At 38.3% G+C, this 24,545-nt stretch carries 20 protein-coding genes; 6 read left to right on the forward strand and 14 right to left on the reverse strand.

All coding sequences use genetic code 11. The annotated features are described in order from the left end of the window. A complete protein-coding gene (locus B5D82_RS15925; RefSeq protein WP_081152906.1) occupies nt 1-462 on the forward strand; it encodes a transcription initiation factor IIE subunit alpha family protein in 462 nt (153 codons plus the stop codon). A 223-nt stretch (nt 463-685) separates the two neighbouring features. Here B5D82_RS15925 and B5D82_RS15930 read toward each other — a convergent pair whose 3' ends face one another. The 6 genes from B5D82_RS15930 to B5D82_RS15955 form a co-directional block, all read right to left on the reverse strand. Beyond that, nucleotides 686-1,054: a PH domain-containing protein gene (locus B5D82_RS15930; protein ID WP_081152908.1), complete on the reverse strand. Its 369-nt coding sequence runs from the start codon at nt 1,052-1,054 to the stop codon at nt 686-688. Between the two features lie 312 nt (nt 1,055-1,366). Further along, on the reverse strand, nt 1,367-1,915 hold the full coding sequence (locus tag B5D82_RS15935; protein WP_081154555.1) for an HPP family protein: 549 nt from the start codon (nt 1,913-1,915) through the stop codon (nt 1,367-1,369). A 76-nt stretch (nt 1,916-1,991) separates the two neighbouring features. After that, nucleotides 1,992-2,207: a hypothetical protein gene (locus B5D82_RS15940; protein ID WP_081152909.1), complete on the reverse strand. Its 216-nt coding sequence runs from the start codon at nt 2,205-2,207 to the stop codon at nt 1,992-1,994. 469 nt (nt 2,208-2,676) lie between these two features. Further along, nucleotides 2,677-4,536 carry an alpha-amylase family glycosyl hydrolase gene (locus B5D82_RS15945; protein ID WP_081152911.1) on the reverse strand — a complete coding sequence of 620 codons (1,860 nt, stop codon included), beginning with the start codon at nt 4,534-4,536 and terminating at the stop codon, nt 2,677-2,679. Between the two features lie 23 nt (nt 4,537-4,559). Further along, nucleotides 4,560-6,734, reverse strand: a complete 2,175-nt coding sequence (malQ, locus tag B5D82_RS15950) for a 4-alpha-glucanotransferase (RefSeq protein WP_157673920.1) — start codon at nt 6,732-6,734, stop codon at nt 4,560-4,562. 275 nt (nt 6,735-7,009) lie between these two features. Further along, nucleotides 7,010-9,520, reverse strand: coding sequence for a glycogen/starch/alpha-glucan phosphorylase (locus tag B5D82_RS15955; protein WP_081152914.1), 2,511 nt, complete (start codon nt 9,518-9,520; stop codon nt 7,010-7,012). Nucleotides 9,521-10,038: 518 nt separating this feature from the next. On the opposite strand from B5D82_RS15955, the gene B5D82_RS15960 reads away from it, so the two are divergent. Then, nucleotides 10,039-11,061, forward strand: a complete 1,023-nt coding sequence (locus B5D82_RS15960; RefSeq protein ID WP_081152916.1) for a LacI family DNA-binding transcriptional regulator — start codon at nt 10,039-10,041, stop codon at nt 11,059-11,061. A 134-nt stretch (nt 11,062-11,195) separates the two neighbouring features. On the opposite strand, the gene B5D82_RS15965 is transcribed toward B5D82_RS15960, so the two are convergent. The 4 genes from B5D82_RS15965 to B5D82_RS15980 all read right to left on the reverse strand — a co-directional run bounded on the left by B5D82_RS15965 (nt 11,196) and on the right by B5D82_RS15980 (nt 15,112). Then, nucleotides 11,196-11,408: a DUF3565 domain-containing protein gene (locus tag B5D82_RS15965; protein ID WP_081152917.1), complete on the reverse strand. Its 213-nt coding sequence runs from the start codon at nt 11,406-11,408 to the stop codon at nt 11,196-11,198. A gap of 171 nt (nt 11,409-11,579) precedes the next feature. Further along, nucleotides 11,580-13,079, reverse strand: coding sequence for an MFS transporter (locus B5D82_RS15970; RefSeq protein ID WP_081152919.1), 1,500 nt, complete (start codon nt 13,077-13,079; stop codon nt 11,580-11,582). 183 nt (nt 13,080-13,262) lie between these two features. After that, the gene (gene def / locus B5D82_RS15975; protein WP_245807491.1) at nt 13,263-13,799 is read right to left on the reverse strand and encodes a peptide deformylase; all 537 of its coding nucleotides are present in this window, start codon (nt 13,797-13,799) and stop codon (nt 13,263-13,265) included. 2 nt (nt 13,800-13,801) lie between these two features. Then, on the reverse strand, nt 13,802-15,112 hold the full coding sequence (locus tag B5D82_RS15980; protein ID WP_081154557.1) for an MFS transporter: 1,311 nt from the start codon (nt 15,110-15,112) through the stop codon (nt 13,802-13,804). 229 nt (nt 15,113-15,341) lie between these two features. Between B5D82_RS15980 and recR the strand changes: the two genes are divergently transcribed. Next, entirely contained in the window at nt 15,342-15,947 is a 606-nt protein-coding gene (gene recR / locus B5D82_RS15985; protein WP_081152922.1) for a recombination mediator RecR, read from the forward strand. A gap of 175 nt (nt 15,948-16,122) precedes the next feature. Here the strand turns inward: recR and B5D82_RS20260 are convergent, their stop codons facing one another. Continuing rightward, complete coding sequence (locus tag B5D82_RS20260) at nt 16,123-16,251, reverse strand: hypothetical protein (protein ID WP_281255931.1); 129 nt, start codon at nt 16,249-16,251, stop codon at nt 16,123-16,125. 27 nt (nt 16,252-16,278) lie between these two features. Further along, nucleotides 16,279-17,469: a YbfB/YjiJ family MFS transporter gene (locus B5D82_RS15990; protein WP_081152923.1), complete on the reverse strand. Its 1,191-nt coding sequence runs from the start codon at nt 17,467-17,469 to the stop codon at nt 16,279-16,281. Between the two features lie 374 nt (nt 17,470-17,843). Between B5D82_RS15990 and htpG the strand changes: the two genes are divergently transcribed. From htpG to B5D82_RS16005, 3 genes are all read left to right on the forward strand, one after another. Continuing rightward, the gene (gene htpG / locus B5D82_RS15995; RefSeq protein ID WP_081152925.1) at nt 17,844-19,805 is read left to right on the forward strand and encodes a molecular chaperone HtpG; all 1,962 of its coding nucleotides are present in this window, start codon (nt 17,844-17,846) and stop codon (nt 19,803-19,805) included. A gap of 180 nt (nt 19,806-19,985) precedes the next feature. After that, nucleotides 19,986-20,630 (forward strand): adenylate kinase, encoded by a 645-nt coding sequence (gene adk / locus B5D82_RS16000; protein WP_081152926.1) that lies wholly within the window; start codon nt 19,986-19,988, stop codon nt 20,628-20,630. A 424-nt stretch (nt 20,631-21,054) separates the two neighbouring features. Next, entirely contained in the window at nt 21,055-21,450 is a 396-nt protein-coding gene (locus B5D82_RS16005) for an MAPEG family protein (RefSeq protein WP_081152928.1), read from the forward strand. Nucleotides 21,451-21,516: 66 nt separating this feature from the next. Here B5D82_RS16005 and B5D82_RS16010 read toward each other — a convergent pair whose 3' ends face one another. Both B5D82_RS16010 and B5D82_RS16015 read right to left on the reverse strand, forming a co-directional pair. Beyond that, nucleotides 21,517-21,981 (reverse strand): GNAT family N-acetyltransferase, encoded by a 465-nt coding sequence (locus B5D82_RS16010; RefSeq protein ID WP_081152929.1) that lies wholly within the window; start codon nt 21,979-21,981, stop codon nt 21,517-21,519. A gap of 156 nt (nt 21,982-22,137) precedes the next feature. Continuing rightward, nucleotides 22,138-24,447 (reverse strand): putative bifunctional diguanylate cyclase/phosphodiesterase, encoded by a 2,310-nt coding sequence (locus tag B5D82_RS16015; RefSeq protein WP_216628998.1) that lies wholly within the window; start codon nt 24,445-24,447, stop codon nt 22,138-22,140. Nucleotides 24,448-24,545: the final 98 nt, after the last annotated feature.

Raw genomic sequence — 24,545 nt, forward strand, 5'->3', positions numbered from 1 at the left:
ATGGAACCCAATTATTCAGAGTATTCTTTAGATGAACTTAGAGAAGCCTTAACTCAAATAGACCCAAAAGCTTTCCCCGAAAATGCTGTTAATCTTCGACAGGAATTAAATAAAAGGCAGATGTCAGTTCCAGAAGCGATTTCAGATGTTAATTTCGACTACAATGAAAAATTTTATACTTGTCCAAATTGTGAAGTGAAAATTGGTTTTTTTTCTAAAGAATTGAATAAGTGGAGCAAGGATAAAACCTGCCCTCATTGCGGAAAACCCTATGTTGTGTCAATAGATTTTAAATTCTTAGCTTACCTTTTTATTCCTGTGATGGTTATCCATTTTCTGCTGCTTAAACCTATTTTGTTAACTTTCGACGTTAGTGGTTCTTTTAGTACGGGCATTTTGTCAGGTTTAATTGTTGTTTTATCAATTCGGCTTAAAAAAGTGAGAAGTAGTGGTAGCATTTAACAAGGCGCTAAACTTTACTCTTTGATGACCGTATTGTGCAGCTTTCAAATAGGTCTCTGTGAATAATGTTAACTTAATTTATGACGGGTTTATGAGGAATTTAATAGCACTTATTACACCTTTTGATTATTCAGTAAGGGCGCACTTTTGAATCATTGAATAGCAAATAGAGAAGCGTGCTGACAATAAAGCAACTAACTTATCTATTTGCTAAATTAAGCATTTATAATAAATGGCTAGATATTATTTTTGATACTTCTAGCATTGATGTTTTACCAGAAAACTCGAATCTCACTTTACCGATCGCCGAAAAGTATATTTCTAATTCAGAATCAAGATCAAAGGTGCCTGATGTTTCAATAGAGTAGGCTACAATGTTTTTGTAAGGTAGTGAGGTGAAATCTTTTTTGCTACCCGTAATACCTTGGACATTAACCGCGATTATTCTTTTGGTGGTAAATACTACACCGTCTCGCATGGTTTTATATGAGTCGACTATTTGCTCATCTTCTAACAGTAAGTCTGTTACTTTTTCTGCGTAGTCAATATCTTGCTTAAGTTTAAAAAAACCTTTGTTTTCAAAATCAATCATTGAATATCCTTAGGTAGTAAATAGCAGTACTGAGCGGTTAATTACTGCGTTTATAGATCTTGAGTTAACCGGATAAGTGTAAGTCATTTTATTGAAATTAATGCCAGTCGACTTGCTAAATTGACTTACTTTACAGACTCGAATTTACTCAAAGCTTGTTTGTCAGTTTACTTAAATGAGCTACTTTTACAAGCACAATGCGAGTCAGCTTTTATTCGAGGCTGAAATACAGAAGTTGTAACTAACACTTACTTTTAAACCGTGATCGTTAATCTTAATAGATACCAGCTTTAATGGCGTAAATTCTTACGATTAAAACCAATATTTAGGGTAATGTCTGAGTGGATTTTTAGATAAGTTATTTATGACTAAAGCTATGACTAATAAAATTAGTGTACCAATGGCAACGGGAGTCACAACAAAATAATAACCCGCACTGTGCAGCTCTGTACTGCCAATAACGGCAATTAAAGCCGTTGCTCCACCTGGAGGGTGCAATGTGCGCGTAAAATGCATAGCTACAATTGATAATGACACAGCCAGTGCACCCAATAATGCGATATCCAAGGTTAAATACTTTTGTAAAGAAACGCCGATAAAAGCCGATATTATATGGCCGCCAATCAGGTTTCTGGGTTGAGAAAAATCTGCTTGAGGCGCGCCGTAAATGAGCACAGCAGATGCGCCAAAAGAACCGACGAGAAACATGCTTTTTAAAACATCAACTTCTGTAAGGCTACTCAAAATAGCAACAAAATACATGCTAAGAAATGCGCCTAGCCAAGACCATGCAACTTTTGAAACGGGTACTCTAGGTGGACAGCTATCGCTAGCTCTCATTCTTGAAAAAATGACTCTTATCATAATAAAACATATATCCGTTAAACTTTTAACTCTCGTGACTTAACCAATTTTTCAGTGCTATTGGCATCATTAATCATTTAGTATCCATTGTGGCGTGCCACATATCGCATATTGCGACAATATCGCTTATCGCCTGATTTTTGTTGATATTAGACACCGATACTAATTGACGGGAATCATTAGTAATAATTTTTTCAATACCTTTTACTTCAGATAACCGTTGATAAAAAATGTCTTCGTCGGTCTTACACTTAAATACCGCACCTGATATTTCAATTTCTGTGGTCATTGAGCTCAACCCTGTCAGTTTGTTTATATTATGTAATGATTACACCTCACATTACACAACTTCGCGTAATGTCGCATATTGTGCAAACTATTGAAAATAATTTATCTTCGATTGTGAGCACAATTTGTTATTAGTAATAATTTGTAATCAGTTTTGGAGGTACGCAGATTAAGGCAGTTTATTTTATACCAAGTTGATTAATTAACGGCCCATTTTTAATGGTTAAAATTAATGATGACGGCGTTATAAAATTTATAAATAGAATAACTACTGACTAAATTTTATGCCTTGTCATTATCTGTTTTCTCTCATGAAAAAGTAGATTACTTAACTAATCAAATTGGTATTACTTACGTGAATTACGCTTAAACTGTTAATTTTAGTAATAAAAAAGTCCACATCTAGCCGTTAGGTATGGACTTAATAAGTTAATGTTTTTTGCGCTATATTTACTTACTCATTTTTTTATTCATTGTTTTTCATATATAGCGAAACTAAGTGCTGGAATCTCAATGGTATGAGTATCTTTGCTCGATTGTATTAGTTTGTTTTTACCCATAACTAGTCGATAGCTTTCACCTTCCAGAGCAATACTGGCTTTTGCTGGTTTATCAGAAGTATTAAAAGCGATTAACATTTCTGAGCTTGTCTCAGCTGGACTTGTACCTTCATTATCAGCAGCTAAAGTACGAGTAATGGCAAAAATAGCATTATCATCGGCTTGATATACCGTTTTTTGCTCACCTCGACGCAGTGCCGGATATTGATAAAAAACATCAGCGTATTGCGCGAAACTTTGGTAAATAGGGTGCGTAGTATCAAAGTTATCGTCAGCGGTGGTAGCGTCAGTAGCTAATAAGTCATCGTCATTATAACTAGCAACCAATGAGGGCATCATATCTTGTCGAGACGCTTGGTCACCGCCATCCCCGACAAAACCTTGTTCGTCACCGTAATAAATAATAGGTACACCACGCATAAAATAAGTCATGGCGTGCGCCAGTAAAGTTCGTTTAACCATTTGCTCTTCACTGTAATTAAACTCGCTTTTTTTCAACATATAAGCGAAGCGACCCATGTCATGATTACCTGTAAAGTTCATCAACTGATTAGCGTTACTGTCATGGTCAAGGTAGTCAATATCGTTGGCAAAAAGTGTCGCTAACGAGCTCGTGCCTTTTTGTTCTATTAAGCTTTCTACCATAGCACCTTGAAAGCCAAAATCTAATACTGATTGCATATTACCGACAGTGGTATATTCGCTAAGCTCTTTGCTGCTAAAACTATAAACTTCACCAAACATGAAGAAATTATTAATGCCAAGACTTTGCGCGTGATTAACTAACGCTGGAGCAAAATCAGCCCAAAAATCAGTATTTACATGCTTAACAGTATCAATGCGAAAGCCGTCAGGCTTAAATTCAGTGATCAGGTTTTTAAAGATATCGATCATACCGGCAAGTACTTCAGGGTTGTTGGTGTCGATATCGTCAAGTCCAGCGAAATCACCACGTTTTGAGCTTTCGCCTTGCCAGAAAGAGTCGCCTTGATTATGGTAATACTTTGGATCGTTTAACCAAGCTGGCGTTTTTAATTGCTCGTGACCCTTTGGGATTACGGTAGTGTAATTATCGCCACTCGCTACTTGCTCTACTGATTTAAATGGGCAACCTTTATCAGATTTAACTAGCCACTGGAGACCATCTTCACCATGACATTCAACGTACTTAATAACATCGGCAGTGTGGTTTGTAATAATATCGAAATAGATTTTAATGTTTTCAGCGTGAGCACTGTTGATAAGATCTTTTAAATCGTCGTTACTGCCCAAGTGTGGATCAATTTCAGTAAAATCTAATACCCAGTAGCCGTGATAGCCTGAACTGTCGGCTTGCATGGCTTGGTTGCGTAAAATAGGCGTTAACCAAATGGCAGAAATGCCCAGTTCTTTTAAATAAGGTAGTTTATCTTTTAACCCTTGAATATCACCGCCATGAAACATGCCTTTATTGGTTTTATCAAATCCGCCAGCAGAAATAGGTTGGGTTTTTGAACCTAAGTCATTATCGATATTGCCATTATTAAAGCGATCTGGCATAACAAAATAAAACACTTCTTCTTGCACATCGCGCTCAAGGTAATGCGGTAGATCTGCTGCGGTTGTATATTGCTTTGTCGTGTTAGTTTGCCCAGATTTTACCTGTACCTCTGCAACTGATGCAGGCTCAACGTGTGTATCTGCGCTTATTTTATCACTGCCACAACCGGCGAAAATCAATGTAGCGAAGGTCGATAATAGTAATGCGCATACTTTGTTATTTTTAAGCATATTTGTTTCCAAGGTTAACTCATTTAATCGCGGTTAGTTCGAGGTCGAGCAATTTTCATTGCTGTTGCTAGTTCAGTCACGGAATCAATTTGATCAAATTCTTCGACAGTCACGGGTAATCTCTGTAGCCAATTAGGGTGCTCATCTATGGTGCCCGGAATATTGACCTGTTCAACGACCTCTAAAACATCTTCAAGCGGAATTAACTGAATATGACTTGGTGCTTTTGCCATATATTTTTGCACGCCAAGCGTTAGTTCTCGGTTCATTGTGGCCGGAGCTTGAATAGGTGCTTTACTGCTATCGATAACGTTTAGGTCTTCTAATGCATCAATTAACAACTGTCGATCTTTAATTCGGCTATTACGCTCCTGCTGGCCCATATCTTCGTTTGGATAAAGCTGAAGTTTTTGACGCCATTCTAGATCTTTGCCTGTCCACCAACCCGCAAGTGTTGGTAAGTCATGGGTTGATACTGTCACCATCGATTGTGCAGGGTAAAGCTCTGGACGCATGAAAAATCCAGAATCCCAGCGTTCAAAAAATAATACTTTGTACGATAACAAGCCTGCACGTGCCATTATTTCGCCAAAGCCATCGGGCACAGTACCCAAATCTTCACCTATAACAACACAGTTATTGCGGCGAGACTCTAACGCTATAATGCGTAAAATATCTTCCAGTGGGAAAGTGATATAAACACCTTGATCGGCTTTCATGCCGGGTGCTACCCAGTACTGACGCATTAATCCCAGAATATGATCAATGCGCAGTGCACCGGCATACTGCATATTACTGCGCAATGCTTTAACAAGTGGTTGATAACCTTGCTTTTGCAGTGCAACCGGATTAATAGGCGTAAGTCCCCAATCTTGTCCTAGGGTATTCATCGCGTCAGGTGGTGCTCCAACGGCTGCGCCAGCAACATAAACATCTTTATCTGACCATACATCTACACCTGAGCCGTCACAACCCACGGCTAAATCAAGATATAAGCCGATCGGCATTCCTGATGTTTTTGTTTGCTTAGCAATCGTCTTTAATTGGTCATGGGCTAACCATTGTACAAAACAAAAGTAGTTAATACGGCTTGCATATTCTTGTTGAAAAGCTTTTACTTCAACACTGTCAGGTGTTTGAAATTCTGTTGGCCAATCTGGCCAGCCATACGCGTTAGCATCAGTTTTTCTAAAATATTCGTAAAGTGCTTCAAAAGTTGCTAGCTGTAATAAGTCATTGCCTTGGCTATTTTTAAAGTCAGTAAATTGGTCATACTCATCGGGTTTGTTCGTTATAAAGTCTTGAAATAATATTTCTAAAATTTCAAACTTAACATCGGCAACCGCAGGGTAGTCAATTAATTTTGTTTGTTTAGCGTAGGCAATTTTGTCTTGAATTTCTTCGCTGTTAAAACGCGCCTGTGCTGCCTGGCAAGAAACAAAGTTAGGGACTTGTTTAAGGTCAATATACAGGGTATTTAAAAAACAACGGCTAGTGGGGGAATATGGGCTGCGATGTGCCGGGTTATTTTGATATAACGGGTGCAATGGATTTAAACCGATGGCTGACGCTTGTTGCTTGGCTGATATATCAACCAGTTTTGCTAAGTCGCCAAAGTCACCCATGCCTAGGTTATCAGCACTGGTTAATGAGTATAATTGTGCGGCATAACCCCACATTTTATCGCTTGAAGCTTCTTGTGGGCTATAACAAGTTTGTGGCGCACATATCAGCGGGCAAGTTGCACTACTTTCGCCGTAATGCAGCGTTAATTGATGATAACCTTCCACTAAAAGCGGCAATAACAGGGTATATTTGCTAAATGATGCATCGCTGAATGTGGCAGTATCTAGCAGCGTTAACGCCTTTAAGGCTATGCTTTCGCTAACGGTATCACCTGACTCCAGAGTAATTTCCCAGTTCAGTTCGGTTATCGCAGAGTCTGCAACACTAATGGTTACTTGATGCTGCTTGGCTTCAAGTTTTGCAATGTGTGCTGGTGGTAGCATGTTGCGCCAAGACTTTTGCTCTAACTCAGTAATACTGGCTGCGATCTTTTTATCACATGAAAGATCATAACCCATAGCATTAAGTAACGAGTACCTCGCTTCATCCTTGGCATAAACTTGTTCGCCAAATGAATTGGTATAGGTTGCATGAAAGCCAACCAGTTCTGCAAGTTTCTCAATTAAATTCATTCTATGTTTCTCTCCGCTTATCGTCTTGCACTTTGTGCTAGCGTTATTATTTTTAAAATTACGCTCTGATACCACAGAGGCGATAATAATTAGTGTTTTGGATATTTTCATTTGTTTAACGCAACGGGGTTTAAAAATCAGCAAAAAATGCTTTTTTTAAAAACTGATGCACGGTCATTAATTTTGTCGAATAACCTTTATATAAACAGTACAAGGCAATATAGCTGTTAATGCCTTCAGTCAATAAACAGCTATATTTACGTTAATCGCTAGCGCTATTTACTGACAGTTAAGTGCCAAATGTTTTGCACATAATCTTCAATAGAACGATCCGAGTTAAATTTACCCATAAGCGCAGTATTTAAGATCGCCATTTTTGCCCATTGACTCGGATTTCTGTAAGCCTTGTCTAATGCTAGTTGCGCATCGGCATAGCTTTGAAAATCAGCCAATACTTTGTAAGGATCGCCGCCTGCTAAAAAGCTTTCTTTAATCGATGATAATTCACCCGGATTACCAGGGGTAAAGTAATCTGTGTCCAACCAATCTAAACAAGCGCGAATCTCAGCGTTATTCTGGTAGTATTGGTAAGAGTTATAATCTTGTGCATCTAGGGCTTTAACTTCATCGACGGTTAAACCGAAAATAAAAATGTTGTCATCGCCAACTTCTTCCGCGATTTCGATATTGGCACCATCAAGGGTACCGATAGTGACTGCGCCATTGAGGGCTAACTTCATATTACCGGTACCAGAAGCTTCTTTACCCGCGGTTGATATTTGCTCAGAAACATCAGCTGCTGGGATGATTTTCTCCGCTAAACTGACGCGATAATTAGGTAAAAACACCACTTTAAGCTTGTCTTGTATACGTATATCATTGTTGATTTTTTCAGCGACCTTGTTAGTCGCGTATATAATCTCTTTTGCTAGCTTGTAGCCAGGAGCCGCTTTAGCACCAAAGATAAAAACACGCGGTTGCATATCTAGCTCTGGGTTAGCTAATAGCTGTCGGTATAGCGAAATAATGTGTAGTAGATTTAAATGCTGACGTTTGTATTCATGCAAACGTTTAATTTGCACGTCGAAAATAGCGTCAGGACTGACCGTAATACCGGTGAGTTTTTTAATTTCTTTCGTCAAGGCAATTTTGTTTTGTTGCTTTATCGCCATAAACTGTTGTTGAAAATCGGCATTGTCAGCAAGGTGTTTCAGTTCACTTAAACGGTTGAGATCTTTCGCCCAATCAGCATTGATGGTGCTATCTAGCAAGTTGGCTAATAAAGGGTTACACGCTTTTAACCAACGGCGAGGGGTAATACCGTTAGTTACGTTGGTTAATTTTGTCGGCCATAATTGATCAAACTCTGGAAATAGATCTTGTTTTACCAGATCAGAATGAATTTGAGCTACGCCGTTCACTCTATGTGCAGTAACAACACAAAGGTGAGCCATGCGAACTTTAGGTTCATGACCCTCTTCAATCAATGATAAGCGAGCGCGCATGTCATCATTATTTGGCCAAAGCGCATTAACGTCATCGTTTAAGAAGGCTTCGTTAATACGGTATAAAATACTTAAGTGGCGGGGAAGTACGCGCTGAAATAAAGCCACTGACCATTTTTCTAAAGCTTCAGGCAATAAAGTATGGTTTGTATAGGCAAATACTTTTTGGCAAATCGCCCAAGCATTATCCCAATCAACATTATGGTTATCAATGAGCGTACGCATTAATTCTAAAATAGCGATAGTAGGGTGGGTATCGTTTAACTGAATCGCCACTTTTTCACAGAATGTTTGCCAGTGACTCTGCTCTGCAAGAGCGCCATATTGGTTTTCAAAACGGGCAATAATGTCTTGTACTGAACAGGCGCAGAAGAAATATTGCTGAACAAAACGCAGCTCTTTACCAGCCTCATGTTCATCATTTGGATAAAGTACTTTCGATACAGTTTCAGCCGCCACTTGCTGTTGGTGTGCTTGTAAATAATCACCATGATTGAATGTATCCCAATCAAAAGCGTTATCGGCACGACACTCCCATAAACGCAAGGCATTAACCGTATCAGAGTTATAACCAACAATTGGCACATCCCAAGGTACACCCTTTAACGTTTTACCGGCATGCCAAACTGATTTTATTGTTCCGTTAGCTTGAGCAACTTCTTCAATATGACCATAAAGTGGAATGGTTTGGCTTGATTCAGGGCGACATATTTCCCATGGACTACCAAACTCACGCCACATATCTGGAGTTTCTATCTGTTGGCCATCAGCAAAGCTTTGCTTAAATAAACCATGTTGATAATGCACGCCGTAGCCCATTGCGCTGTAATCTAACGTTGCAAGTGAGTCTAAAAAACATGCCGCTAAACGGCCTAAACCACCGTTACCTAATGCTAAATCAGCGCCTTGTTCGCATAAATCTGCCAATTCAAAGCCCATTGTTTTTAAAGCTTTTTCAGTATTTGTATATAGGCCTAAGTTATGTAAATTGTTCGACAGTAAACGGCCCATTAAATATTCAAGTGACAAATAATTAACTGACTTTACTTCACTTTGTTGTTGGCGAGCTTTAGTGTTTTGTAGTTTTTCAACGATTATATCGTTAAGCGCAAGGGAGGTAGCCCGCCAGTACGCTGGTTTTTGGTCTACGTTGATTTGTTCATCTAACGTAAATTTTAAATGGTGTTCGATACGTTGGCTAATCTCAGCCACAGTAATTGATTGTGTTTTATTTTTAGTTGAAGACTGTGTGTTAGTCGACGTTTTTGTTTTAGTAACCATATAACTACAAACTCTTTTATCGGACATTGTAATGTCGGTAAATGTTAACTTCTTCTTACTTAATGCAAAAAGTGAAGTACGGTCTCTCTATTATTAATTCGCGAACGAGACAACACGCAATAGACTTCATCTTGTAAATGCAGTTCTGAAAGCTCACTTTAATTTAGCTCATAAATAGCTCTTGAATCAGCGCTTGAATTAATTATGCCGATGTAAGTAATTAGAGCAATGCGCTACATACGTATGCACTGCAAAAATATGACTTAAAATGCATGCATACGTATGTATTTGAGCTTTTTATCAACATTAATTTTAAGTGAGTAAATGTATTGTTTAAAAAGCAGTGATGGCGATTATAAACGCCTGCCTTTGGCTTAGCTGGTTGTCGGAAAAGTTTAGTGATTGTGCAGGGAGGGCGTATGTTCTCTAGAAGGGGGTGATTCATCATCAATTAAATTATGTACTTAGCTTAAACCCTCGGTTAATATGAATTAGATATTTTCATTTATAGGTTTGCTGTGAGATCAAAACAAACATCATTTGATATTGCTTATCGTGCTGGCGTTTCACAATCGACAGTGTCACGAGCGCTGCGTAATAGCCCATTAGTTAATGAGGAAACGCGTCTTCGTGTGCAAGCAATTGCCAAAGAGTTAAACTATAAAGTCGATAAAAATGCCAGTAGTTTACGCACACAACTTAGCGGCACTATTGCATTATTACTTTTTGAAGATCCCACTAATGACGATTCTTTGATCAACCCATTCTTCTTGTCTATGTTAGGTAGCATTACTCGTGCAAGTGCGAAAAAGGGCTATGACTTATTAGTCTCTTTCCAACAAATGAGTAATGACTGGCATGCTGATTTCGAAGATACCCGTAAAGCTGACGGTATTATTTTGCTGGGTTATGGTGATTATACGGATTATGAAGAAAAGCTTGTTCAACTGATAAAACAAGAAACACATTTTGTGCGTTGGGGAGCCGACGTTAAAGGGCTATCTGTAGTGTCTGTAGGTTGTGATAATTTTCAAGGTGGCTATCAAATAACAGAGCATGTTATTAATAAAAATCGTCAACACTTTGCATTTTTGGGCGGGATTAGTATAGGTTCTCCCGAATTTCTAGATCGTTATTCTGGCCATTGCCAAGCATTAAAAGATAATAATCTTAAGGTAGATAGCAACCTACAAATTGATGCTATATCTACTGATGAATCTGGCTATCAAGCGGCTAAACAGCTTATTGCTAAAGGTATAAAGTTTGATGCCATTTGTACAGCAAGCGACTTAATTGCTATTGGCGCAATGCGAGCGATACAAGAAGCGGGTTATAACGTCCCAGGTGATGTAGCTATAGTGGGTTTTGATGATATAGCTACGGCTTGTTCTACTTCACCGGCATTAACCACTGCTAAACAAGACACAGTTTTAGCCGGTGAGCTTTTAGTTGATAAGTTGCTACAATTAGTTAGCGGCGAAGTAGCGCAAACTCAATTAATGCCAGCGACATTAGTGGTGAGAAAGTCTTGCGGTAGTTAGGTGGTTGAGTGGGTTTTACTTTTATTTAATGGCTTAATATCTATAGAGTTACTATTAAGCAATGTACCTGAAATCAATGTACCCGAAATCTATGTTCCCTAAAATTTAGCATCTGCAAACTTAGCATCAGTAATCTATGTTATTGAGAAATCAGCAGCTGCGCCTTGATCACACTTAATACAATTAAGTTTTTGACCCAATTTTTCATCCCTCGTTGACTGTTTTAATACCCATGGACGATTAATAAAAGGTGGTTGGTGTCGAACATGTTGAAAATGTCCGCAAGCTAAGCGAGCAACCCAATGATTTTCATCATCGAGGTGATAACCGATAATTGGCGTTAACATTTTAAACTTTCCACCACTATAGTCAGCCTAATTCATCTTAAATTGCGTATTGTACCTACTATTACACGATAAAAAATAAAACGTAATATCATTACTGCACTTTATTGGCTAAAGCCTGATATCGATATTTTTCGTTATCAGGCTTTATTATTTTAACAAGGAGCGAATTAACTAATACTCAGGCTCTTTTACTCGTAAGGTTAATATACCCGCAAGCACCATACTTGCGCCACCAACGGCAAGCGCATATACCGGTTGATTGTCGAAAACCTTAGTAATTAAAAAGCCTAAAATACTGGCGGCTAATATTTGCGGTAATACGATGAAGAAGTTAAATATTCCCATATATAAACCCATTTTTTTAGCCGGTAATGCATTAGCTAAAATAGCGTAAGGCACTGATAAAATTGACGCCCAAGCAAAGCCGATACCGATCATAGAAACAATAAGTAAGGTTGGATCTTTAATAAAGAGGAATGAGATAAAACCAGCACCACCGAGGAATAAGTTGATCATATGCGCAATACGTAAATTAAAGTATTTAACGACTATTGGAATGCATATCGCAGCAAAAACCGAGGTTAAGTTATAAGCTGAAAACAGCACACCCACCCAGTCTGCGCCTTCATTAAACGCCGCCGATGTAACATCAGAACTGCCGAAGTGGAATTCAGTAACGGCTGCTGTGGTATACGTCCACATGGCAAAAAATGGAAACCAAGAAAAAAACTGTACAAAAGCGAGTTGCTTCATAGTTTGCGGCATGGAAAATAAATCAGACATGACTTGTGCAAAGCCATTATGACTATTATTTTTTGCCATCAAGCCTGCCACTAACTGACAAATAGCAAAGAAACAAAACCCACCAGCAAGAATGAATAAACTTTTATCGAGTTGCTCAACATTAAGTGCGACTATCGCAAAGCTTACTAAGCCGAGTAGTAACCAAGTTGCCCCACCGGTAAAGTATTTTTTTGCCGTGCGAGGGACAAAGGACTCTTCGCTTTGCGTTTGCGCTTCGGCGTCTTGAAAGGCTTGTAGCTGTTCAGGAGAATATTCTTTCGTTGAATAAATAGTCCACAATACGGCGAGGAAAAAAATAACACCACCAGCATAAAATGAAAATTTAACCGTATCCGGTAGTATGCCTGGCTCTGCGATATTGCTGATATCGAACCAATTTGCCATCATCCAAGGTAATGAGGAAGCAACCACTGAGGCAACAGCAATAAAAAAGCTTTGCATCGCATAGCCCATTGCGCGCTGTTTTCGCGGTAGCATATCGCCAACAAAAGCGCGAAAGGGTTCCATTGAAACATTGATTGACGCGTCCATTATCCACAACATACCGGCTGCTACCCATAACGTGGGCGAGTTCGGCATAATAAACAATGATAAACTGGCGGCAATTGCGCCAAAGAGAAAGTAAGGTTTACGTCGGCCTAGTCTATTCCAAGTGTTGTCACTGAAATAACCAATAATTGGCTGAACGATAAGTCCTGTTATAGGGGCCGCAATCCATAAGATTGCCATATTAGAATAATCTGCACCTAAGGTTTGAAATATGCGGCTGACATTAGAGTTTTGCAAGGCAAAGCCAAACTGTATCCCCATAAAGCCGAAACACATATTCCAAATTTGCCAAAAATTAAGTTGTGGTTTGGTGGTCATATACGAACTCTTATTGTTATAAATCGGAGTTAACGCTTATCATTTTTAGGCTTAAAAGCTTACTTAGCCAAAATCTAGGTTAACAGTATCGATTTCCATCTTAGCAATAGTCTTTAAGATACAACATTAGTTGCATACGTATTCACCACTTATCTATGCTTATGCTTGATATGAAGCTGGGTGCTAATCGATTGTGTTATTCAGTATTTGTTGTTGCCATTGAGCTTCGTCAATCGCATCGTTTTCGTTGTCGAGGCGCTCAATAAAGGTAATACCGTCAAGATGATCTAATTCGTGTTGGAATATCCTAGCAAGAAAACCCGTGAGAGTTTGATTATGCATGATGCCTGTTTCGTCTAAATAGCTAACATCAATGCTGCTATGCCTAAGCACAAGTGCTCGTTTGCCTTTTACACTTAAACAACCTTCCCAGCCTAACTCTTGTTGATTACTGGTGTGAAGTATTTCTGGATTGATAATGACAGATGGTGCTAATAACGGCGCCTCAGGGTAGCGCTCGCTTGGAGCAGAGCACATAATGAATAGACGTAAACTCTTTCCTACTTGGGGGGCTGCGATACCGACACCTTTTGCGAGGGCTACTGTGTTTTTAAGATCAACAATAAGCTGTTTTATTTCAGCCGTAGCAACATTGGGTATCGGTTTTGCGATAGCAGATAACACTGGCGCGCCACGTTGTAAAATAGTTAAAGTGCTCAAGATTAAACTTCGCTCTGTTGAGTGATTTTTTGCTGGGTATTAACAACCACATTAGAAGTTGCTTGATTAATTTTCTCACGCTCTTTTCTATAATAAAACCAACTAACAGCGAACAAGATAATAATAAAAGGTAAACTGGTGAGCACTACAACATGCCAACCGGCTTTAAATAATATCCAACCTGCTAGTAGTGACGCTGTGGCCTGAAAGCCAAAAATAATAAAGTCATTAATTGCCTGAACCTTATGGCGTTCGCTGGCGTGATAGCTTTGGGGTAATAATGAAGTACCGGTGAGAAAAAGGAAATTCCAACCAATGCCCAATAAAACTAACGCCCACCAATAATGCATGACTTGTTCACCTGACAAAGCAATTACCGTAACAATCGCATAAATAAAGGTACCGGCTAACATTAAATTTTTCAAACCAATACGTTTAACCAATAAAGCGGTAAATAATGACGGGATAAACATGGCGGCAATATGGCTTTGTATCACCCATTTTGTATCGTTTAAGCTATGACCATGCAGTTGATGCATACTCAATGGTGTAGCAGTCATTAGATAACTCATGAGTGCAAAGCCAATTGCGGCGGACAATATGGCGATAATAAAAATGGGTTGCTTAATGATGACACTTAAAGGGCGAATGTCACCTTGGTTATCACTATGCTTTATTTCGGGGTCTTTGAAGTTCAGCATCAGCAGCATGGCAACAATAAAAAGCGCTGACAGGAATAAAAAAGAGCCAGCATAGCCATAAGGAGAGCTTAGCCAGTCTTTTGCGGTTACGGCGATTTCTGGCCCCAAAAACGCGGAAAAAATACCACTGAGCATCAGAATAGAGAGTACCGTTGGTACTTCATTACTGTCAGTTACGCTTTCAATAGCGGCAAAACGTAACTGTTGAATAAAGGCCGTACTAATGCCGAAGAGCAAACTGGCCAATACCAGTAGCTCGAAGCTACCATTTAACGCGGCAAACGTTGCCATCATAGTACCTGAAAAGCCTAAACTAAAACCGGTGAATGAGGCAAAGCGTCGGCCTTTATTTTTAGCCAATAAAGCAGCGGGAATAGCGCCACTGGCGACGCCGAGTATCATCACAGTGACGGGCAAGGTCACTAATGCAGGATCAGCGCCCATGCTTGTGGCAAGTATACCGCCAATAAAAACAATCACCGGCGATGCTGCCATTACTAACGGTTGCACTAAAAAAAGTAACCAGACATTTTTCGGTAGGGTAAACAGCCGTTGCAAGCCAATAAAGCTGACAATCAATAACGCTAAAGTAATGAAAATATTGGTTAGCATAATTGGCCTTATTGATGCTGTTGCTAAAGATTCAATGATGAAGGTTTTTATTATCACCATCATACTGAAGTTTTAAAGTTTTGGGTGAAATTACTCTGCTAGAAGCGAAAAAATTCTTTTTAATAAGTTATTATCAATTTTTAAACTCAATGATAAACTCCGTTGTAAATATTATTCATTTGCTTAACATTAGGTGAATGAAAGTCAATTAAGCCAAGAAAGAGTCGTAATGAAATTTAGCCCGTTAGTTCAAGAACTTATTGATTCATTAAAATGTTTACCCGGTGTAGGTGCAAAATCAGCGCAACGTATGGCATTTCATTTACTTGAACGTAATCGTCGCGGGGGTAGCAAACTCTCACAAACATTAGCGCTTGCGATGGAGAATATAGGTCATTGCGAGCAATGTCGTAATTTTACCGAAGAAGCCTTGTGCGAAATTTGTCAGAGTCCAAAACGAAAAATAGCTACACAACTGTGTATTGTTGAAACACCTGCCGATGTTATTGCTATTGAACAAACCGGCGAATTTCAAGGACGTTATTTTGTACTTATGGGGCATTTGTCGCCACTAGATGGTATTGGTCCGGACGATTTAGGTTTAGACATTTTAGAAAAGCAATTGGCGACAGGGCAGTTTACTGAAGTTATATTAGCCACCAACCCCACTGTAGAAGGTGAAGCAACCGCACATTTTATTGCTGAGCTTACCCAAACCCATGATGTTGAAATATCACGCATTGCTCATGGTGTGCCAGTAGGTGGAGAATTAGAATATGTTGATGGTAATACCCTAGCACATGCTTTATCGGGGCGAAAAAATTATAGTTTTTAGCCTTTAACTATTTAGCTTTAACTATTTAGCTTTAACTATTTAGCTTTAAATTTAAAGTAGTAAACTTAAGAACATGCACAACTAAGTGCATGTTTGGCTGAATTAGCACGTTCGAAGTCGTTTGTTTTGTGCATACTCGTTTATGGAGGGATAGCGTGATAAGTTTGCGCATGACTTACTGCTTAGCACCAACGATAGGTGTTTGAAGGGCATTTACTACGAATGGCCAACAAGAAATGCCAACCATCACAAGTATCATTGCCGAAATTAATCTAACATTGATGTTCTTAATTTTTCTTTTCATGAATCTCTCTTTATTCACATTATAATTTTACGCTTCATTTACTATTGGCGGCTTAGCAATTAAATTAGCCTGTGCGTATTTAAGTAAAAAGATGCCACAACAAACAATAAAAGCGGTTAAATAAAGCGCCGCGTTGTAATTTTTAAATTCTGCTATTAATGCGACACAATAGAGCGGCGCGACAACTTGTCCAACGCCATATGCCGCCGTGATCAGGCCCATAATAAATACCGGGTTTTTACCGGCTAACTGGCCGCCATAATTCATAAACAATGATACTAGCCCAATAAATGTTGCGCCGAATAATATGCCGCTGACTAAGTTAAGATAGATATTAGCGGAAAATGTCGGTATTAAAATACCAACAACCTGTAATGCCATAGCTACAATCATAATATCGATGCTGTTATATTTGTGGGCTAAACGCATCCAAATAATGCAAGAAGGAATACCCGCTAAGCCAACCGCCAACCAAGCATAACCACCGTAACCGTCGAGCCCAGGTAATGAGTTAACAATATCAGGCAGAAATGTCGCTTGCACCACCATGCCAACGCCTTCTGTAAAGTAGGCAAGTGCTAGCACAATAACTAAAGGTGTAAATAGAGACTTATCAAATTTGTGTTTAATGACTTGGTCAGCTGATTGTTTTTCAAAACTTAAAATATAACCGGAATAGCAAGCGAATATTGCGCCTGCAATAGCTAAAGCTAACCAAGCATGTTGCCAGTTTGCACTATAAGTAAATACACCGCGCATGATTAAATCAGACACTAAAATAGAAAAACCTAAACCACTAAAGTGAATGCCCATTGCTTTGGTTTTATTGGTGTTTTGTAATTTTGACATCACAATAGCAGAGCCTACCACTAATGCCATGGCGGCACCAAAACCTGCAAATAAGCGAGACAGTAACCAGAGGGTATTGTTTTCAGTAAACGCTAGTAGTAGCGATGTAATAACACACAAAGCTAATCCTATGCGGAAGAATCTAACCTTGGCATGAATATCTTTAATGAATATGGAAAAAATTGAGCCAGACAAATAACCGACATAATTAATTGATGCGAGCACACCTGCGAAAGCAATACTGAGGTGATTTTCTAGCATCGAAGGTAATAAAGAGGTAAAAGCAAATCGCGCTACACCCACGCCTACCACTAAAGCTAAAATACCAGCTAATAGAATAGCGGCATTATTATTTCGATCAAAAAACATGTTAATCCCTGTGTAATCGCTGCTTAGGCAAAAGCTTACGTTGCCTGACAAGTGGTAATAAGCGAACGCTTTAATGTATGTATAGAAGTCATTGAAAGCAAATCATTATTTATTATATAGAGTATGTATAAAAGTATATGAGGACAATGAAATACTTCAAAATCGACAGAAAATATGGGCGTTATCTGTGAAAAATTTTAATTTCTTGCTTGAAAATGTTTTCGCTACCCCCACATGTTAACTATCGAGTGAGTATTGAATAATACCAAATCCATTAAGTAAGTCTCTACACTTGAACTTATTGGAATTGGTATAATGTTCGATGGTCACCATAACCAATCGTTTTAATGCTATTTAGAGTAGGAAGTTTTCAAATGTCTGAGACAGGTCAAAAAGAAGTTCATGGTTTTCAAACCGAAGTAAAACAACTATTGCAGTTGATGATCCACTCACTTTACTCAAATAAAGAAATATTTTTACGTGAGTTAGTTTCCAATGCCGCTGATGCTGCTGATAAATTACGATTTAAAGCATTGTCTAATGCAGATTTATATGAAGGCGACGGTGATCTGCGTGTTCGCGTAAGTTGTGATAAAGAAAATAATACCCTAACTATTTCTGATAACGGTATTGGTATGACTCACGACCAAATCGTTGAGCATTTAGGAACTATTGCAAAATCAGGTACGGCTGAATTTTTCTCGCAACTTTCTGGTGACCAAGCGTCTGATTCACAATTAATTGGTCAATTCGGTGTTGGTTTTTACTCAGCATTTATCGTTGCTGACTCGGTAACTGTGCGTTCACGTGCTGCCGGTGTTGCTGCGTCTGAAGGTGTTGAATGGACAAGTGCTGGTGAAGGTGAATTTACGACGGCTAAAATTGAAAAAACAAACCGTGGTACCGATATTATTCTTCACTTAAAAGCAGAAGAAAGTGAATATGCAGATGACTGGCGTTTAAAGTCTATCGTTACTAAGTACTCTGATCATATTTCTGTGTCTGTTGAAATGCTGACACCAGAAGTGCCTGGCGTTGAAGCTGTTGAAGAAGCTAAAGACGACGAAGGCAATGTAACCACGCCTGCTGTTGAAGCCCGTGACGCTGTTCCGGCAATATGGGAGCCAGTGAACAAGGCGACTGCGCTTTGGACTCGTGAAAAATCAGACGTTTCTGACGAAGAGTACAAAGAATTTTACAAGCACGTTTCGCACGACTTTGGTGACCCACTTTTATGGGAACACAATAAAGTAGAAGGTAAGACTGAATATACTTCATTACTTTACATCCCGTCTAAAGCACCATTTGATATGCACAACCGTGAAAAGCAGCATGGTTTAAAATTATTTGTTCAACGTGTATTTATTATGGACGATGCTGAGCAATTCATGCCTAGCTACTTACGTTTTGTAAAAGGTTTATTGGACTCTAATGATCTACCTTTGAACGTATCACGTGAAATATTACAAGATAACAAAATAACTGAAACAATTCGCAAGGGTTGTACTAAACGTGTTTTAAAAATGCTTGAAAAATTAGGCAACAAAGATGCTGAGCAATATCAACTGTTCTGGAATGAATTTGGTCAAGTCCTAAAAGAAGGTCCAGCAGAAGATTCAGCTAATAAAGATGCGATTGCAAAACTTATGCGTTTTGCTTCTACTCATCAAGATAACAGCATGCAAAGTGCCTCACTTGCGCAATATATTGAGCGTATGAAAGAAGGCCAAGATAAGATTTACTACGTGGTTGCTGATAGCTTTGAAGCAGCTAAAAATAGCCCGCATTTAGAAGTTTTCCGCAAGAAGGGCATTGAAGTATTATTGATGTCTGACCGCATTGATGAGTGGTTAGTTAGCCATTTAACTGAGTTTGATGGTAAGCAATTACAATCAGTAACTCGTGGTGGTTTAGACTTAGGTGATATGGATGATGCAGAAACGAAAGAAGCACAAGAGAAGCTTGCGCAAGAATTCGATTCAGTTGTTACTCGTATTAAAGCCGCACTTGAAGGCAAAGCTAAAGATGTTAAAATTTCACAGCGTTTAACTGACTCACCGGCGTGTATCGTAGCAGACGAGCATGACATGAGCAGCCAAATGATGAAGTTGATGCAATCGGTTGGTCAAGAAGTACCAGACGCATTGCCAATTTTTGAAATTAACGCTGAGCATGATTTAATCAAGCACGTTGCCGAAGAGCAAGACGACGCACAGTTCAAACAATGGGCCGAAGTCTTATTTGAACAAGCTATGTTAGCAGAACGTGGTAGCTTGAAAGACCCTGCAACTTTTGTTGCGCGTTTGAACAAGCTAATGTTAAGCCTGACTAAATAAACACAACTCAGGTTAAATCGTACTTAAGTCATAATGTCGTTAGACTTTAGTCAAAAAAAGGAGCTTTTTAGCTCCTTTTTTGTTTTTTTAGTCTGCTTGCTACTTGTTTGCAACCCTTTGAATATGTATAGTGTTTGCACTTTCGAAAACCAATTCATTTATTAAATAGGGTTATACTAAATGCGCATTATTTTATTAGGTGCACCTGGTGCCGGTAAGGGTACTCAAGCACAATTCTTAATGGCTAAATTTGGCATTCCACAAATATCGACTGGTGATATGCTACGCGCTGCAATTAAAGCAGGGACTGAACTTGGCAAGAAAGCTAAAGCAGTGATGGACGCAGGGCAACTCGTTTCTGATGAATTAATTATTGGTTTGGTTAAAGAGCGTATAGCGCAAGATGACTGTAAAGCAGGATTCTTACTGGACGGTTTCCCACGTACAATTCCACAAGCAGACGCTATGAAAGAAAATGGTGTTGATGTTGATTACGTGGTTGAGTTTGACGTACCAGATGAAGTGATTGTAGAACGTATGGCCGGACGTCGTGTTCATGCTGGCTCTGGTCGTGTTTATCATCTTGTTTACAATCCACCGAAAACGGAAGGTAAAGATGATGAAACGGGTGATGATTTATCCATTCGTCCAGATGATGAAGAAGCAACAGTACGCAAACGTTTAGGCATTTATCACGAACAAACTAAACCTTTAGTTGCTTATTATCAAGCTGAAGCTGCTGCCGATGCTTGTGCTTATTTAACTATTGATGGCACTCAACCTGTTGAACAAGTTAGCTCATTGTTAGATGAGAAATTATCATAAATTAACCATTGTCGTTAATTTTTGAAATTGAAAGCTCGCGCAAGCGAGCTTTTTTATGCTCAGATAGCGGATAAATTCAAGGTTTCCGGCATATGTTAAGATCATAGTTCATAATCACAGGGACATGTTTTGACAACTCTAAAAGCGCTGAGTAACCACTCCCGCTATACGTTATTGTAATCTCTTTTGTAATCTCTTGGTATTGTATGTTCGTGTAATACCAAGTTGATTAATTTACTGCCTCAAAATTAATATGTTGTCATGGGTTTGATAAACTGTATCTAGCGCTTAGAAAAGGTGAATGGTGCTATAGCTTTGCTTCATTGTTTTTACATATTAAAAACAGCTATTAATTGAACAACTTAATAGGTAATATTTCGCACAATACTACAAACCATACTTCATCAAACATTAAGGAAAAACAATGGTAACGCTTTCATTAACAGGCTTCTATGCCAGTTTATTAGGACTTTTGTATATAGGTTTATCTATAAATATTATTCGTGTACGTTTGAGTGCGCAAATTGGCATCGGTACTAATGGTAATAAAACTTTAGCTAAGCGTGTTCGAATTCATGGTAATTTTTCAGAATATGTTCCGTTGGCATTAATATTACTGGGTTGCTACGAAATTAATGGCGCATCTGCTTTTATGTTACATATGTTAGGTGGAGCATTATTGTTAGCTCGTTTATCGCATGCCATTGGTTTAAGTAAATCTATTGGCACTTCAAAACCGCGTCAAATAGGTGTGCTTACAACATTTATTGTATTATTAGTTTTATCGATAGAAAATATTAGATTATTTGTTTTTGCCTAAGTTTCGTATTTATTTAACCTATAATAAAAAGCCAACATGGTGCCCATGTTGGCTTTTTGCTCAGTATTAATGTGTTTTTAGCATAGCGATATGCGGTATATCATCTTCTAAATACATGTCACTTACACGTTCAAAACCATGGTGATTGTAGTATTTTTCTAAATGCTCTTGAGCTGATATTTTTACCGTGTCATTTGGGAAATACTTTAAACATTGCGCTAAACCGACACGCATTAGTTCGTGACCAAGTCCGGTGCCTCGAACACATGGGGCAATGACAACACGGCCAATACTAATGTAGTCTGGGTAAGTTAATCCTGTAGGTAAAATACGTAAATACGCGGTCATAACATCGTTTTGATAGCAAAATAAATGTTGGGTTTGTGGGTGGCGGTCATGGTCGTCTAAGTCAGGATAAAAACAGGTTTGCTCAACAACAAAAATATCAATGCGTAATTTTAGTAAATCGTAGAGTTCATTAGTGGTTAACTGTGAGAAATTTTTATTTGTCCAGGTAATATCAGTGATCATAGCGGCTTGTTTAATTGTGTTTTTTACATTTTTTCACGATATCATACTCATGTACAGTTTACGTTTAATGTAGATAAATGAGAGGCCCTGATGAGCGATTTCCTTGCCCAAGAAGGGACATTATTAAAGATATAATATGAATTAATCCATTATGTTTTACTTTTTTTGCTCTTTAATGAGTAATTGTTCAAAGTCATCTTTTACCAAGGGCATTGCTAATAAGTAGCCCTGGCCATACCGGCAGCCTGCCTTTGTTAGAAACTCTTTTTGTTGGTCCGTTTCAATACCTTCAGCAATAACATCAATATTCAACTTACTGGCCATCACTATAATAGCTTCACATAACGCAGCATCTTTATTATCAGCAGACATATTTTGTACGAAACTTTTATCAATTTTTAAATAATCTATCGCGTAGTTTTTCAGGTAAGAAAAAGAGCAATAGCCCGTACCAAAATCATCAATAGAAACGGCAATACCTTTCAGGCGAATTTGATCAAGAACACTGACAACTTCGGCTTGATTTTCCATTAATAAATTTTCGGTTATTTCTATTGCTATAGCTTGCGGGTCAATTTCTCTCTCTTTAAGAGAATCAACCCACGCCGTAATTTGCTTGCCTTTATTTTTATATTGTACGGGCGAGGTATTTATACTGATCATCAAATTTTGACAATATGTCTCTCTCCAATACTTAACTTTCTGAGTTACCTCATTAAATATCCATTCACTAATTTCTGTAATTAAGCCGGTTGCTTCTGCGATAGGGATGAAATCTAACGGAGAAATTAAGCCTTTCTCAGGATGTTGCCAGCGAATAAGTGCTTCTGCTTTAGTTATTGTGTTGTTTGATAAGTTAACTATAGGCTGATAAACCATATGAAATTGCTGTTGTGTGATAGCAATGCGTAAATCTTTAATAATTTCCATACGTTTGAGGAAATCAGTACGCATATGTTCAGTAAAGTAGTGAATACTGTTGCGACCTTGAGCTTTAGCATTGTACATAGCTTGGTCGGCATTCCTTAATAAGGTGTCAATGTTTGCGGCATCATCGGGATAACGCGCAATACCGATACTCGCGGTATAATGAACACTTTGATCATCAATAGTATACGGTTGGGCTAGGGTGCTTAATAATTTTTGCCCGATGTTGTCTATATCTATCTCTGTAATCGTGCCGACTAGAACTATGATGAATTCATCACCGCCCAAGCGTGCGACAATATCATTTTTTCTAATGCAACTTTTAATACGGTTTGCACTTTCTACAAGTAATTTATCACCGACACTATGCCCTAGAGAATCATTAATATCTTTAAAGTTATCGATGTCGAGCATGGCTATAGCAATTTGTTTTTTATCGCGTTTAGCGTTCTCAATTGCCGCCGTTAGATGCTCAATTAATAAATTACGATTGGGTAATTGAGTTAAATTATCAAAATTGGCTTGATGCCAAATTATTTTATCAGCTTTATCTCGTTCAATGGCAATGCGAACAAGGTTAGATATTTGTTCAATGAGTGTGAAATCCATCTCATTTGGTGTTGATTTTGTACGATGATAAATTGCAAACGTACCGAGTAATTTACCTTTACTATCAATAATAGGCTCTGACCAACAAGAACCTAGTCCAGCTTTTTTAGCTAACTCTGCCCAAGCTGTCCAATAAGGATGCGTTGAAATATCTGTAACAGTAACTCTTTCTCTGGTAAATGCCGCTGTTCCGCAGGAACCCTTACCACGACCAATAGCAATTCCGTCGACAGCTTTGTTATAAAAATCAGGTAAACTTGGCGCAGAGCCTAACACTAAATGTTTTCCTGAATCGTCAATTAATAAAATGCTACACAACACATCAGGGTGTTCTTTTTCAATTCCAAGAATTATGGCAGGTAATATTTTGGATAGGTGATCCGCTGCTGCTATTAACTCAAGAATTTTGTTACGAAGTTGATTAAATTTATCATTTTCTAATAATTGCCGATTTTTATTTTGCATAAATACTGAAAATGCTAAAGCAAATACATTGGTCAAAACCATAGAAATAATAATGCGCGTTAGCGTAAAACTATCAAGCTGTTGGTAGGTAATGAGGTAAGTAACCGTAATTAATATACCATTTAGCACACTTGCCATTATTGTAGGTAGTAAATAGAAACTCGCAACCACCACGGGGAAAACCCAGTAAATTAAATTCGCCCCTTTCAATTCAACAGCAACCAATATTATTATTTGAGCGAAAACGGCAAGGAAAAAGCTAAAAATTTTTGTTCTGTTAGTGAACAGAACGCCACAGAAAATGCTGAAAATACCTACAATTGCTGAAAGTGAAAGTATGATTTCTACGCTATCTTGTATTTTTATACTCATAGCAAGAATGGGGATGAAACCGATCACAGCTGCAGCACTCACTGTTAAGAGAATTTTGTTTTCTATTGAGCGATTTTTTATTTTAGTTATCATATAAACATTAACTTATTGTTATTGATGTTGTCTGTTGTAGCGTAAGGTTTTTACTTATACGAATAATATATGGAAAAAGTTCTTTCTATTTAATAAAA

It is taken from the genome of Cognaticolwellia beringensis (assembly GCF_002076895.1).
Lineage (GTDB): Bacteria > Pseudomonadota > Gammaproteobacteria > Enterobacterales > Alteromonadaceae > Cognaticolwellia > Cognaticolwellia beringensis.